The following is a 13788-nucleotide window of genomic DNA, read 5'->3' on the forward strand; positions in this document are numbered from 1 at the left end:
TTATGCTCTGCTAAGTCTATCGGTCTAAAGACCGTACGAACGCTGTTATTACTGACAAGGTATGTAAATAGAATCAAAAGTTAGAGTAATTCTAAACTGTTTTACAGTCGTGAATTTGCTATAGGGATATGACTGATTCGCTGTTCGATCTCATTTACAGTTCCAAGAGACCCTAATACTAAGTAGGTAAAACCGAACAATGCTCTGCCGTTGTCCGGAAATACCGATTAAAAAAGAAGATCTCATGAGTAAATTCGACACTAAATTCATTCTTGCCAACCGTTTTATTTTCGATCCAACCAGCAACTTATTAGTTGATACGGAAATGGGTGAGGAAGAAATTCGCCTCGGCAGCAACGAAAGTCGCATCCTATTTATGCTGGTTCAACATCCTAATAACGTGATTACTCGTCATGAACTACATAACTATGTATGGCGAGAACAAGGCTTTGAAGTCGACGATTCTAGTTTGACCCAAGCAATTTCGACGCTACGCAAAATGCTGAAGGATTCAACGAAAGCACCACAGTTTATCAAAACGGTGCCTAAACGCGGCTACCAATTGATTGCTCATGTTGACTGTCTCGTATCTGAACCCAACAAAGAAAAATCTAAAACCGCCGAGACATTAACAGAACCAAGCACGATATCATCGAGAGTGGATGAACCCAAAGTCACTCATCACGCCGGTGGCTCAGACACAAAAACGGCCCGCAAAAAATTCCGCTTTGATGTAACCACAACGATTTTACTCATCAGTGCGCTTCTTTTACCGTTGATAACTTATTTACTCACCGCTCCCCCTGCATCGAAATTTCGCCGATTAGCCGTTATTGATGAGGTAACCATCAGTGCACCAGTGAATCATCCTGATCTTTCATCTTGGTTGCCTTCGATTGAAACCTGTGTAAAAAAATATCGCACCATTCATGGTGAAGAGCTCTTTCTCAATCTAAAACAAGTGATTGCGACTGGCGGAGAAAACAACCAATTGATGTTGAATTATATCCATACCACACGATTTTCAGGGAAAAACATCACATTAAGAATTTTTGCCAATACCAACGACACAGAGAAGGTTTGCCAGTGAGGGATATACGCATGATGAAAAAAGTCGCCGCCCTACTCTTTTTAATTTCAGCAATAGCAAGCCTGTGGCTTTATCAACACAGTGAAATTAAACTCGAGAAAATTCTCTGTTCTCGTGAATGGCAATCAAAACTGGTCACATTAATCGAGCACAAATTACCCAACAATGCCGTTGGGCCACTGCATCGGGTCGATGTGGTATCAAATGTCAAATATTTACCGAATGGTAGCTATTTACGAGTATCGACCGTGAAACTGTACTCTGCTGAACAAACCATTGCAGAAAATGTTATTAATATTTCCGAATCGGGACAATGGAATATTAGCAGTAATTATCTGCTTATTTCTCCTACGGAATTTAAGGATATGTCTTCGGCTTATACAAAAGAGTTTACCCCAGAGCAGCTACAACTGATTACCCAATTATTTAAAGTTGATGCTCAACAGAGTCGGCGCATTGATGTAGTTAACGATAAAACCTTACTGCTTACTAGCTTAAGCCATGGTTCAACGGTGCTATTTGGCAATGGATAATTGATGTCAAAGGGGACTTCGCGCCCCTCTGACGTTTAGATCAAATGGATTTGTGCCAAAACGTCTTGCTGAAAGCTGTATACCGTCAAATGTTCTCCTTCCAACAGACCATAGCTAGCAATGCCTTCTTGGCGCGGAAAAGTAACGGATCCGGGATTAAACTGGTAGACTCCCGTTTGTAATTCAGCAAGAGCAATATGAGTATGGCCTTGGACAAACACGTCGCCATGCTGAAGTTGAGGGCGATTGTCTTTTTGATAAAGATGCCCATGGGTTAGAAATAATCGACGACCAGATTCCAGTAACACCCAAGCAAAATCGCTCATCATCGGGAAATCGAACAGCATTTGATCAACTTCACTGTCACAGTTTCCTCTCACCGCAATAATCTGTTGTGCATATTGGTTTAAGCATTCTGCTACCGCTGGTGGGTTATAGCCAGTCGGGACGGGATTTCTTGGGCCATGATTGAGTAAATCACCCAATAAAATTAACGTATTCGCCCCCGATTGAGTAAATGCTTGAATGGTTTTTTCTGTTGCAGGTAATGAACCATGAAGATCTGACGCAATAAATAATTTCATCTGCTACCTCTTAATCGATAATCAAACCATTGTACGTACTTGCAGTGTTCGCGTCATCATTATGGCCAACATCGCCACTCCAGTTGTCGCTTCACATGGAGAAAGCGATAAATCAATGGTAAAAACTTGAACCCATGAAAGGATACACATAAGCTGATGATTACCCAATAGCCATGGTACTCACCACTGTGCAAGGAGAGCTTTATGAAGATACTGATAACAGGCGCTACAGGGCTTATCGGACGAGAGTTGGTAAAACATCTCATGATCCATGATTTAGTGATTCTAAGCCGAGACATTGATCGAGCCAAACAGCAACTGATCCATGTTCATGCGCAAAGCCTCTCTTTTATTAACAACCTTGATGTGCTGAGTAATTTAGATGGTTACCACGCGGTCATTAATTTAGCAGGAGAGCCTATTGCTGATAAACGCTGGACCGAATCACAAAAACAACGTATCTGCCAAAGCCGCTGGTCTATCACAGAAAAATTAGTTGCATTAATTCACGCCAGTACCGCTCCCCCTTCTGTTTTTATCAGCGGCTCTGCCGTGGGTTATTATGGCGATCAACAAGCTCATCCTTTCGATGAGAGCCGCCAAGTACACTCGTCACAATTTCCACATCAAATCTGTGCAAAGTGGGAACAAATTGCCCGAAGAGCACAAACCGAAAGAACACGAGTCTGTCTATTGAGAACAGGAATCGTCCTTTCAACAGACGGCGGAGCGCTAATGAAAATGCTGCTTCCCTACCGTTATGGGCTAGGTGGACCAATAGGCAAAGGCGATCAATACATGCCTTGGATTCATATTATCGATATGGTCAGAGCCATCACTTACTTATTAGAGACAGAACATGCTCACGGCGCTTTTAATCTCTGTGCGCCACATCCTGTCACAAACCGAGTATTCAGCCGATGCTTAGCGTCGACACTGAAACGTCCTCATCTATTGTTCACCCCTAAATGGGCGATACGCTTACTGATGGGCGAAGCAAGCATTCTGCTTTTTGACAGCATCCGATCCAAACCGAAAAAATTGACCGAACTCGGTTTTCAATTCACGTATTCACGACTTGAGCCCGCTCTCAAACAGCTTCTTCAACATCATCATTAATGGATAGGTTATGACCCGATCAATTCTTATTACCGGCTGCTCATCAGGTATTGGTTATATGGCCGCGCTAGAGCTTAAGCAGCGAGGTTATCACGTCATTGCATCTTGCCGTGATCATCATGATGTTCAACGCTTACAAGCACTAGGGCTTACCTGCATTCAGTTAGATTTAGCTGATGAAAGAAGTATTAAATCTGCTGTCAAAATGGCATTAACCCTCTCCAACCATCAACTCTACGCCCTATTTAATAATGGAGCATATGGTCAACCAGGAGCCTTGGAAGATTTACCCACCGAAGCATTACGGGCTCAATTTGAAAGTAATTTTTTTGGATGGCATACATTAACCACACTATTACTGCCCCATTTTCGTCAACAAGGTTATGGCCGAATTATTCAAAATAGCTCTATTTTAGGCTTTGCAGCCATGAAGTATCGAGGCGCTTATAACGCCTCAAAATTTGCCATAGAAGGCTGGACTGACACATTACGCCTAGAGTTGGCCGGTTCAAACATCCACATTAGCTTACTAGAACCTGGGCCGATTAATACTCAATTTAGAGCCAACGCATTACAAGCCTTGACCAACTGGATTAACATCGATTCATCTATTCATCATCAAGCCTATCAACAGCAAATTTCACGTCTCGCGAATGAAAAGTCCAATCATCCATTTGCACTTCCAGCACACGCTTGCCTTGCTCCATTACTCCATGCTTTAGAAGCCAAGCGACCTAAACTTAGGTATCGAATCACCTTTCCGACCAAATTGTTTGCGATTCTCAAACGAGTATTACCAGGCAGAACTCTTGACAAATTGCTCAATAAATCAGCATAAATGGTATTTTGTCATTAATTCGTCATGTTTTTTCGCCATAGTCACCAGTACATTCACAAAGACATTGAGTATCGCCCAATGACATTAAATCAATGGAATTGGCTCGGTGTCATAATTACTTTGGCACTGCTAATTCTTTTTTAACCTTTGCTTACTGCTACTTAGCACCCATCAAAACCTATTCATGGCTTTGATGGGTGCTCTAATACTTAAGGTCTATTGCCCCTAGAAAACGCTAACAATCTTATGTCACACCTTGAGATTTATCGCGCGCTCCCCCATGTTTGGTTTATATACATAGCCATAAGGAATCACCATGCATTCAGCTCATAGTATCGATGTTACTCAACACAATTTCCGCGACGTATTAGCAGACTCGGTGAATCAACCTATTTTATTTTATTTCTGGGCCCCAATGAGTGACGAAAGCGCCCAACTTGTTCCACAATTACAACAACTTGCTCAACAGTATGAAGGCGCATTCCAGTTGGCAACTTTAAACTGTCAAGAAGAGCAACAGATTGCCGCTCAATTTGGCATTCAGGCATTGCCAACTTTAGCTCTATTTGTCAACGGGCAGCCAGTTGATGGGTTGAGTGGGTTACAGTCAATCGAAACCATTAAAGAGATGTTAGCCCGCCACTTGCCGAGTCAAGAAGAGCGTACGGCACAACAAGCACTAAAACTGGTCAGCGAACAGCAATATGCGCAAGCCTTACCTCTGCTCATGGCACTTGATGAACAATGGCAAAATAAGGGCGAAATCAAACTGGCTCTAGCCGACTGTTTATTGGCAAATCGACGATTCGATGAAGCAAAAGAACGTTTATCGGCTATCCCTTTGGAATATCAAGATAGCTATTACAAACGGTTAATCGCCCAAGTGGAGCTGTACGAACAAGCAGCTGATAGCCCAGAAATTCAAGCACTTGAGACAGCATTGACCGAACAACCAAGCAATGCAAAAATTGCCAATGAGCTTGCCAGTCAATATCACCAAGTACAACGTGATGAAGAAGCCCTTGCTTTGTTATGGCGTTTTCTAAACCGCGATCTGAATACGTTAGACGGCGATATGAAAAAAACATTCATGGATATATTAAATGCATTGGGGCAAAGTAACCCGATCGCTAGTCGTTATCGTCGCCAGTTATACTCATTGCTTTATTAAGCATGCAACTCGATACCCAAACCACTTGGAATTGCAGGTAGGCAGCCAGTGAGCGAGTCCCCCATGAACATAGACAGACTATCCGATTGGGGGCGTTAACGACAAGGAGAGAAATGTCGAGATAACACCCCCCCAGCAACATCAAAAGAGCCAAAAGTGATCCCCACCACTAAAATCAAAGGCTGGGCCGCCTGATTTTATACGAAGCTGATCAATTATCGCTAAGTTGGCTTGCCAGCGACTCAACTCTACTGCACAATTGATATTCAATTATATTAGTATTTTATTTCACTCCACAAGGATACGTCATGGCTATAGACTCCCTTATTACGATCGGCGTATTTGTCGTCGTCGCTGTTGTCTTTATCATTTCTGCAGTAAAAACCGTCCCTCAAGGTAAACACTGGACGGTCGAACGCTTTGGCCGTTATACCCATACATTAAAACCCGGCTTAAATATTATCATTCCATTTGTCGACCGCATCGGCCAAAAAATTAATATGATGGAAAGGGTACTCGACATTCCCGCTCAAGAAGTGATCAGTAAAGATAATGCCAGCGTCGTCATTGATGCGGTCTGCTTTGTGCAAGTCATCGATGCGGCACGAGCCGCTTATGAAGTGACCGATTTAGAGCACGCTATCCGTAATTTAACATTAACTAACATGCGTACTGTACTCGGCTCAATGGAACTGGACGAAATGCTCAGTCAACGGGATATGATTAATACCAAATTATTATCCATCATTGATCAAGCCACCAATCCATGGGGCATCAAGATCACTCGAATTGAAATCAAAGATGTACAACCCCCCGCCGATCTAACGGCGGCAATGAATGCGCAAATGAAAGCTGAGCGAAATAAACGCGCCGAAGTCTTAGAAGCGGAAGGAATTCGTCAAGCACAAATCTTACGCGCCGAAGGACAAAAACAATCGGAAATATTAAAGGCCGAAGGGGAAAAGCAAGCCGCGATTCTACAAGCTGAAGCTCGTGAACGCGCAGCAGAAGCTGAAGCAAAAGCGACCTCAATGGTCTCTGAAGCGATTGCTAAAGGAGACATGCAAGCGGTTAATTACTTTATTGCTCAAGGGTATACCGAAGCGCTAAAATCAATTGGCCAAGCAGAAAATGGAAAAATTATTATGCTACCGCTGGAAGCAACAGGCCTCATGGGATCAATCGCTGGCATCGCAGAGATGTTTCAGCATTCAGCAGATAAAGGAAATCAAGCTTGATTGACTGGTTAACACAATTCAACTATTGGCACTGGTTAGCATTGGGTTTAGCGTTGCTCACTATCGAATTGCTTGGCACCGCGGGTTACTTTCTTTGGCTGGGGCTCTCCGGATTACTGGTTGGCCTATTAATGCTATTTATTCCCATCGGTTGGCAGTTGCAATGGATGACATTTGCGAGTTTCTCATTAATAACCACTTGGTTATGGTGGCGTCGTCAGTTTAAAACAGATCGCATTAGCGACAGTCAACGCGTTTTAAATCAAAAAGAGAAACAGCTAATTGGCCAACGAATACCAATAACGGATGAGGTAAAAGCTGGTATCGTCACACGAATACACCTCGCCGATAGTACATGGTCAGCCATCAGTGAAGAGGATATTCATGCCGGTAATATGGCGGAAATTATTGCCCTTGATGGAATTACTCTAAAAATCAAACCCTACCGCGCATCTGGTGCACAATAATAGCCATATCACATTTCAGATTATAACCAAAAAGAAGAAGAGCCGTTACAACGTTACTCTTCTTCTTTTTTAATCAAGGATTGTTATCGTCGTACCGATTACCTTAACTTTTTTTCATGCCACAAGATTTTTGCGCCGCAGGATAGTGATAAAGATTATCTAAAATAGGGCATGCTGGCCCACTATCACCGGGACATTCACTGATCCAAGATTGCAATTGTGCTTTAATCTGCTCAAGTTGTGCTATTTTACTCTCGATATCTTGCACTTTACGCTGCGTTTTTTGCTTAATTTCCGCACTGGTTCGATCTTCTTTTTGTGCAAGTTGTAATAAAGAGGCGCACTCATCTAAACTAAACCCAACTTGCCTAGCGCTAGCGATTAAGCGCAGTTGCGCTAAGTGATGTTCCGAATAATACCGATAGCCATTACTGCCTCGCTCAGCAGCCGCAATCAACCCTTTAGATTCATAGAATCGAATTGATTTAGCACTTAACCCGGTAATTTTTGCCACATCACGAATTTGCATTTTGTTCCCATTATTGACTTATTGCCCAAGACAGAAACGCTTTGCGTTGTGCTTCATCAAGGTCAAGATAAGTCTCTTGGAGCATCTTAAGTTTATCCGCTTCAAGATTATCCTCTATCATTGCTGATTTTTTTTCAACGTGTGACGCAACCACTGGACGAGCAACTAATGATGAGCGATGAATAGCTGCTTTACTGTCGGTACGGTTAAACTGCCTGAGTTCTTTACGATAATCGCCCATTAAACCAAAAGAACGGCCAGGAATAAAGTCTTGTTCTACCTCCAGCGGCCCTTGTATTACCTCTATGTTTAAAGCCGGATGACGATCAAACTCTAGTGCATTGCCTTCATTACGGACAATCATAGTGGGTGCAAGGTTTAGCTTACCCTCATCACCAGAAATTTTCACAATCATCAGGGGCGATTTGTATTTATTTTTTTTACCCGACATTTGCACGACTCGTTCCGCACGAACCAGTAGTTGATGTACTCCCGATTCTAGTGTCAGCTCTGAACGGTGTCCAAAAGTAAACCCTTCCGATTCACCATTGACAGCCAACAATTGAATATCGCGATCAAACGTAACATTAATGTCGGCATAACTTCCCAACGAAACAGAGAGCAACGATGCCAGCAAGCTAATAGGAAGTAATTTCATAATCTCTCCTTCAAATAAAATGGCGAGCCTAAGCTCGCCATACTCTATAATAAAAATTTACGCTTTGCTTAGAAGTAATACTCTACACCCACTGAATACTCATCATAATCGGCTGATTTCCAACGACCATTATAAGCTTTACCAAAATCTAAGGTACGAGCACGAGCATACAGCACCGCTGATGGGTCAACAAAGTATAGCGCTTGTACTGATAATACATCATCATCCGAACCTTTTAGCTTATCGCCGCCCACTTTAAGCTCATCATTTTTCGCATAACCCAGCTTGAACTGCCAGTCACCAGTTGTATAAGCAACACCCGCAGAGTAGGCATTTTGCTTTTCTTTATCGCCAACAGAAGGTTTCGCTTCCATCATCTTATATTGAGCGTAGAAAGAAAGCCCATTATCAAACCAACCTTGTACACCAAATAGGTAAGCATCGTTATCCCATTCAGTACCTTCTTTGGCTACGTCACGGTTACCTTCATAGGCTAAATCAAATTGGAAAACAGAAAGTTTGTAGTGTGCTGCCGCACCCATCCAGTAGTCTTTACCGTCACCTTTTTGTGCACCATCTTTACCTGCTACGCCGTAAGCTAAGTTCATAGATAGGCTGTCAGCCAATGTTGGTGTATCCCAACGAATGGTGTTTGAAGCGCGATCTTGGTGTTTAGTACCACCAATCGCACCACCCCAGTCATAGACATCGCCCAAACCTGGGTTAGAGGCTGGCCAGTCAACCAACTCATATAGTGGTGATAAAACGCGACCTAAACGAACAGTACCGTAACTGTCATGTTTAAAGCCAACAAAGGTATCACGAGTACCCCATTCTGAACCTGGATCAGCAAAGGATGGGTCTACATAGCCCGCTTCGATTTGCCAAATAAAAGTAGATTCAATATTTTTGAAATCTTTCTCACCACGGAAACCAAGACGAGATTCGTTGTTAAACTGAGTACCACCTAATTTATCATCTGCTTCTTTACTGCCCGCATCATAGTCACGATAAGCTGCTTGCAGTGCGATTACCCCATAAACTTCATAGTTTGCGGATTCTGCTGCCGAAACGCTAAATGCTGCACCAGAAGACAACAGAGTAGCAACGGCCGCACCTAATAGAGTACGTTTAAACATTTTGTCCATGGAAAACTCCTAAAAATAAAGATAGCTGTTTTATTTTTCTCCCCAAAGTTGGCCGCCGAAGGGAGAAAACTTTTGCTGTATGAGCACCCCTTAAAGAGTCTCATCGCTGTTTGTATACACCTTGGTGTATCCATGCCTTAAGACTAACTGCCGCAGATAAAACATCAATCAGAACTTAATTTTTAACTAAAAAAATATGACCGACGGCAAACTTTGGACCAGTAAGTGATCAAGATCTAATTATTTAGACAACCAGACAAAAACAAAATAATCACATTAAATATCAATTATTTAAAGTCAATTTAAAATGAATTAATTGAAGTCGATCGCATCGATAGAAAAAACAAGGTGACAAAAAACTCAAGCATGAATCGTTAATTGCAGACAAATTGCCCATGAACAACTAAGTTATTTTAAAAACATAAAAAACCCTCAGTAGAGCAACTGAGGGTTTCTATTACTATGAAATTATCGTTATTGGATCAGATTGATTAAATCTTGTTCCGCTAAGATTTCAATCCCTAACTCTTGCGCTTTCAGTAGTTTTGAACCGGCAGCTTCTCCTGCAAATAGAATATCAGTATTTTTAGAAACGCTGCCCGTCACTTTCGCCCCTAACGATTGCAACGCAGCCTTGGCTTCACTGCGTGATAGTTGTGATAACGATCCCGTTAATACGACTGTCTTTCCGGCTAGTGGCTGTGGTTGCCCATCACTTTTCGGCTCGATGATTGGCCAATGAACCCCTAATTCAAGTAGCTCTTCAACCACCCGTTGATTATTTTCTTGACTAAAGAACGCTCGAATATGGCTAGCTACTACTATGCCAACATCTTGCACTTTAATTAATTGATCGACTGAAGCGTGCATAATGGCTTCTAAGTTGTAGAAATGCTGGGCAAGGTTCATCGCTGTCGCTTCCCCCACTTCACGAATGCCAAGCGCATATAAAAAACGAGGTAATGTGGTTTGTTTTGCTTTTTCTAGCGCCTGAGTAATATTTTGTGCAGATTTAGGCCCCATCCGCTCCAGAACAGTTAACTCGCCTGCTCGGAGTTTAAATAGATCAGCGGGCGTCAATACCATATCGCGTTCGACTAACTGCTCAATAACTTTATCACCGAGCCCATCAACATCCATCGCTTTACGCGAGACAAAATGCTTCAATGATTCTTTACGTTGTGCGCGGCAAACTAACCCACCAGTACAACGGGCAACGGCTTCACCTTCCACTCGTTCAATATCAGAATGGCAAACGGGACAATGCGTGGGAAAAGATATTGCTCTCGCTTCATCAGTCCTTAACTCGAGCACTACCGCAACGATTTGTGGAATCACATCGCCTGCACGACGAATAATCACCGTATCGCCAACCATGACCCCTAATCGCTCAATTTCATCGGCATTATGCAAAGTGGCATTACTCACGGTCACACCACCGACAAATATCGGCTCAAGTTTTGCCACTGGCGTGATCGCTCCTGTCCTTCCGACTTGAAACTCTACCTCATTCAGCCTGGTCATCTCTTCTTGAGCGGGGAACTTATAGGCAATTGCCCAGCGAGGCGCTCGCGCAACAAATCCTAACCGCTCTTGCAAAAGAACATCATCAACCTTGATCACCACACCATCAATTTCATAAGGTAATTCACTGCGTCGTTCCACGATATCTTGATAGTATTGTTTGACTTGGGCTAAATTCTCAACCCGTTTTGCTTCGGGGCTGATGGGTAATCCCCATTGTTTTAGTTGTAAAAAACGCTCATAGTGGCTGTCCGCTAACGCTCCTCCCTCAACAACCCCAACACTATACGCATAAAAAGCCAATGGTCTGGTTGCGGTAATACGAGAGTCTAGCTGACGTAAACTTCCTGCTGCTGCATTGCGCGGGTTAACAAAAACTTTTTGACCTTTTTTCAATGCTTGCGCGTTCATTTGCTCAAACCCCGCTTTCGGCATAAAAACTTCACCACGGACTTCTATCCGTTTTGGCCAACCAGTACCGCGCAATTTTAAGGGAATCGATTTGATGGTTCGAACATTTTCAGTAATGTTTTCACCTGTTGTACCATCACCACGAGTGGCAGCTTGTACCAATACACCATCGACATAAAGTAAGCTTACAGCCAGCCCATCTAACTTAGGCTCACAACAAAATGAAGCCTGTTTCGCTCCGGCCACACGCTCACCCATACGACGATAAAAACTGTCTAATTCCGCATCTTCAAAGGCGTTATCAAGCGATAGCATCGGAAGCTCGTGTACAACGGGCTCAAAGCCTAATAGCGGTGCACCGCCCACTCGTTGACTGGGTGAGTCTGCCGTCACCCATTGCGGGTGTTGAGCTTCAAGGTCTAATAGCTCTCGCATGAGTCTATCGTATTCCGCATCAGGAATGGTTGGTGCATCTTCTACGTAATAACGTATGGCATGCTCGTGCAGAATTTGCCGTAACTCTTGTAATCTTTGCTCTACGTGTTGCATCGTTATTCTCTCGAATCAAGAAAAAAGGCTCCGACTAGGAGCCTTTGATTGACTAGTAATCAGTTAAACCTGTTTGGCTTTAAACGCTTGGATCTGTTTACGGTAGCCAGATAGACGATCAGGCGTCATCAGATTTCGTGCATCATCCAATACATTGGCCCCCAAATCATCCGCAATTTGCTGAGCCGTTTTGAGCATTAACTTAAAGTTTTGCTCAGGATCACCAAAGCAAGGCAGCGTCATAAAAAAGGAAATACCTTTGGTCGCAAATTCAGCAGGGTCATCATGCTTGAGTGTTCCTGGCTGCATCATATTCGCAACGCTGAACAAAACCTTTCCTGTGCCAGATAAATCAGCATGACGATGATAAATGTCCATTTCGCCATACAATAAACCGTTTTGTTGCAAACTCTCAAATAACTTGGTTCCAATAAATGGTTCTGAGCCAGCGCAATGAACGTTGAGGACAACCACTTGTAGCTCTTCTTCCTTTGGCTGCTCGACAGCCGCCGTTTCAACAGGCCCAAATTCGCTGGAAGAAGAGTTGTCTAAATTAGGATCTGGTTCGGTTTGTGCTAAAGTTATTTGCTCATCAACGTCATCAGAAAGACGCACAGGAGTGACAGGGATATCTAACTCATAATCAGCGATCAAAGGATCAATATCATGACCAGATAAGCCAAAATCAGGTTCTTTTCTTTCTTTAGGAACAACATCATCCTGCGCGGATTCGGAGGCCATATCGTCATGTCGTTCAACCGCAATGCGACTAAGAGGTTTATCACCAAACTTAGACTTCCCTTCTTTTTTACTAGTCCAAAGACCATGAAATAGCAAAGCGGCTATCGCTAGCGCGCCAACAATTATGAGTACGAATCGCAATTCCTGCATTTTAAACTCTCAGTTTCTCGGTGTTGATGTTCTGAGCTCTAACGCCTATGACGCACGTTTACCAAGGTAGATATATCAGTTTAGTGGGCTACTTTACCAAAATTCCCCCCTACTTTAGAACAACTTAATGTTAGAAGTTGCGTCGATACGCTAATTTTTCTTCGCGGATCGCTCCGTTACGTTGAAGATATACGTTAATATGCGATTTCGTTTATCAGGGGATTGACTATGCCTATCACATCACAACATTCAGGTTTTGGCTATTTCACTGAAGGTTTCAAACTCGCTTTTTCACCCGGTATTCGGCGGTTTGTGCTATTGCCCCTTGTGGCGAATCTACTGCTCGTGGGTGGAGCCATGTATTATTTATTGACTCATCTCGATGGTTGGATTAATCAATGGCTCGACGGGCTACCGGATTTTTTATCTTGGCTGAGTTATTTACTCTGGCCTGTGCTAGCCTTGACTATCTTGGCCACGTTTTCCTATTTTTTCAGTACATTAGCTAATTTTATTGCCGCTCCTTTCAACGGTTTGCTCGCCGAAAAAGTCGAACAAAAAATTACTGGTGTAGCCGCCAGTGAGATGAGTATTTGGGCCTTGATTAAAGATACCCCACGAATTTTGCTAAGAGAATGCCGAAAAATGGCCTATATGCTCCCGAAAGCCATCGGGTTATTTCTGTTACTGCTGATCCCTGCATTAGGACAAACCATAGGCCCACTACTATGGTTTATTTTTACCGCATGGATACTCTCGATCCAATATTGTGACTACCCCTTTGATAACCACAAAATCGATTTCAATACCATGCGAAACAGTTTGAAACAAAAACAAAGCAAAGCCTATGGGTTTGGTATGATCATCTCAATGCTTACTGCTGTTCCCATTGTTAACCTTTTTATTATGCCTGTCGCCGTCTGTGGCGCGACGGTAATGTGGGTGCATGAATTTAAAGCCGAATATAAGCGGTAACGGCTCAATACCGTTAAATCTTTAATAAGTTATAACTTTTTAGTCCTTTTACCTTCTTTCAGC

At 43.0% G+C, this 13788-nt stretch carries 14 protein-coding genes; 8 read left to right on the forward strand and 6 right to left on the reverse strand.

Annotated features, from left to right (window positions below):
• Positions 1-244: 244 nt before the first annotated feature.
• The gene (locus FKN05_RS05465; protein ID WP_099612098.1) at positions 245-1090 is read left to right on the forward strand and encodes a winged helix-turn-helix domain-containing protein; all 846 of its coding nucleotides are present in this window, start codon (positions 245-247) and stop codon (positions 1088-1090) included.
• Between the two features lie 11 nt (positions 1091-1101).
• A complete protein-coding gene (locus FKN05_RS05470; RefSeq protein ID WP_099612097.1) occupies positions 1102-1623 on the forward strand; it encodes a regulatory protein ToxS in 522 nt (173 codons plus the stop codon).
• Between the two features lie 35 nt (positions 1624-1658).
• On the opposite strand, the gene yfcE is transcribed toward FKN05_RS05470, so the two are convergent.
• The gene (yfcE, locus tag FKN05_RS05475; protein WP_099612096.1) at positions 1659-2207 is read right to left on the reverse strand and encodes a phosphodiesterase; all 549 of its coding nucleotides are present in this window, start codon (positions 2205-2207) and stop codon (positions 1659-1661) included.
• A 204-nt stretch (positions 2208-2411) separates the two neighbouring features.
• Between yfcE and FKN05_RS05480 the strand changes: the two genes are divergently transcribed.
• From FKN05_RS05480 to FKN05_RS05500, 5 genes are all read left to right on the forward strand, one after another.
• Positions 2412-3326: a TIGR01777 family oxidoreductase gene (locus FKN05_RS05480; protein WP_099612095.1), complete on the forward strand. Its 915-nt coding sequence runs from the start codon at positions 2412-2414 to the stop codon at positions 3324-3326.
• A gap of 10 nt (positions 3327-3336) precedes the next feature.
• The gene (locus FKN05_RS05485; protein ID WP_099612094.1) at positions 3337-4164 is read left to right on the forward strand and encodes an SDR family oxidoreductase; all 828 of its coding nucleotides are present in this window, start codon (positions 3337-3339) and stop codon (positions 4162-4164) included.
• A 316-nt stretch (positions 4165-4480) separates the two neighbouring features.
• The gene (locus FKN05_RS05490) at positions 4481-5335 is read left to right on the forward strand and encodes a co-chaperone YbbN (protein WP_161428208.1); all 855 of its coding nucleotides are present in this window, start codon (positions 4481-4483) and stop codon (positions 5333-5335) included.
• 308 nt (positions 5336-5643) lie between these two features.
• Positions 5644-6573 (forward strand): SPFH domain-containing protein, encoded by a 930-nt coding sequence (locus FKN05_RS05495; protein ID WP_161428209.1) that lies wholly within the window; start codon positions 5644-5646, stop codon positions 6571-6573.
• Positions 6570-7040 (forward strand): NfeD family protein, encoded by a 471-nt coding sequence (locus FKN05_RS05500; protein WP_170887051.1) that lies wholly within the window; start codon positions 6570-6572, stop codon positions 7038-7040. The genes FKN05_RS05495 and FKN05_RS05500 overlap by 4 nt, the downstream gene beginning before the upstream one ends.
• Positions 7041-7143: 103 nt before the next feature.
• Here FKN05_RS05500 and cueR read toward each other — a convergent pair whose 3' ends face one another.
• From cueR to zipA, 5 genes are all read right to left on the reverse strand, one after another.
• A complete protein-coding gene (gene cueR / locus FKN05_RS05505) occupies positions 7144-7569 on the reverse strand; it encodes a Cu(I)-responsive transcriptional regulator (RefSeq protein ID WP_099612091.1) in 426 nt (141 codons plus the stop codon).
• A 10-nt stretch (positions 7570-7579) separates the two neighbouring features.
• The gene (locus tag FKN05_RS05510; RefSeq protein WP_170887052.1) at positions 7580-8227 is read right to left on the reverse strand and encodes a DUF2057 family protein; all 648 of its coding nucleotides are present in this window, start codon (positions 8225-8227) and stop codon (positions 7580-7582) included.
• A gap of 68 nt (positions 8228-8295) precedes the next feature.
• Positions 8296-9375 carry a porin gene (locus FKN05_RS05515; RefSeq protein WP_170887053.1) on the reverse strand — a complete coding sequence of 360 codons (1080 nt, stop codon included), beginning with the start codon at positions 9373-9375 and terminating at the stop codon, positions 8296-8298.
• 474 nt (positions 9376-9849) lie between these two features.
• Positions 9850-11859, reverse strand: coding sequence for an NAD-dependent DNA ligase LigA (gene ligA, locus FKN05_RS05520; RefSeq protein ID WP_170887054.1), 2010 nt, complete (start codon positions 11857-11859; stop codon positions 9850-9852).
• 63 nt (positions 11860-11922) lie between these two features.
• On the reverse strand, positions 11923-12750 hold the full coding sequence (zipA, locus tag FKN05_RS05525) for a cell division protein ZipA (protein ID WP_099612088.1): 828 nt from the start codon (positions 12748-12750) through the stop codon (positions 11923-11925).
• Positions 12751-12978: 228 nt separating this feature from the next.
• Here zipA and cysZ point away from each other — a divergent pair, with 228 nt between their 5' ends.
• Positions 12979-13725 (forward strand): sulfate transporter CysZ, encoded by a 747-nt coding sequence (cysZ, locus tag FKN05_RS05530; protein WP_099612087.1) that lies wholly within the window; start codon positions 12979-12981, stop codon positions 13723-13725.
• Positions 13726-13788: the final 63 nt, after the last annotated feature.

The organism is Vibrio sp. 1-1(7) (assembly GCF_013048485.1).
GTDB lineage: Bacteria > Pseudomonadota > Gammaproteobacteria > Enterobacterales > Vibrionaceae > Vibrio > Vibrio fujianensis.

What these genes read in the sequence shown, in the direction of transcription:
- FKN05_RS05465 (WP_099612098.1), top strand. Translation starts at nt 245, where the DNA reads ATGAGTAAATTCGACACTAAATTCATTCTTGCCAACCGTTTTATTTTC.
- FKN05_RS05470 (WP_099612097.1), top strand. Translation starts at nt 1,102, where the DNA reads ATGATGAAAAAAGTCGCCGCCCTACTCTTTTTAATTTCAGCAATAGCA.
- yfcE (WP_099612096.1), bottom strand. Translation starts at nt 2,207, where the DNA reads ATGAAATTATTTATTGCGTCAGATCTTCATGGTTCATTACCTGCAACA.
- FKN05_RS05480 (WP_099612095.1), top strand. Translation starts at nt 2,412, where the DNA reads ATGAAGATACTGATAACAGGCGCTACAGGGCTTATCGGACGAGAGTTG.
- FKN05_RS05485 (WP_099612094.1), top strand. Translation starts at nt 3,337, where the DNA reads ATGACCCGATCAATTCTTATTACCGGCTGCTCATCAGGTATTGGTTAT.
- FKN05_RS05490 (WP_161428208.1), top strand. Translation starts at nt 4,481, where the DNA reads ATGCATTCAGCTCATAGTATCGATGTTACTCAACACAATTTCCGCGAC.
- FKN05_RS05495 (WP_161428209.1), top strand. Translation starts at nt 5,644, where the DNA reads ATGGCTATAGACTCCCTTATTACGATCGGCGTATTTGTCGTCGTCGCT.
- cueR (WP_099612091.1), bottom strand. Translation starts at nt 7,569, where the DNA reads ATGCAAATTCGTGATGTGGCAAAAATTACCGGGTTAAGTGCTAAATCA.
- FKN05_RS05510 (WP_170887052.1), bottom strand. Translation starts at nt 8,227, where the DNA reads ATGAAATTACTTCCTATTAGCTTGCTGGCATCGTTGCTCTCTGTTTCG.
- FKN05_RS05515 (WP_170887053.1), bottom strand. Translation starts at nt 9,375, where the DNA reads ATGGACAAAATGTTTAAACGTACTCTATTAGGTGCGGCCGTTGCTACT.
- ligA (WP_170887054.1), bottom strand. Translation starts at nt 11,859, where the DNA reads ATGCAACACGTAGAGCAAAGATTACAAGAGTTACGGCAAATTCTGCAC.
- zipA (WP_099612088.1), bottom strand. Translation starts at nt 12,750, where the DNA reads ATGCAGGAATTGCGATTCGTACTCATAATTGTTGGCGCGCTAGCGATA.
- cysZ (WP_099612087.1), top strand. Translation starts at nt 12,979, where the DNA reads ATGCCTATCACATCACAACATTCAGGTTTTGGCTATTTCACTGAAGGT.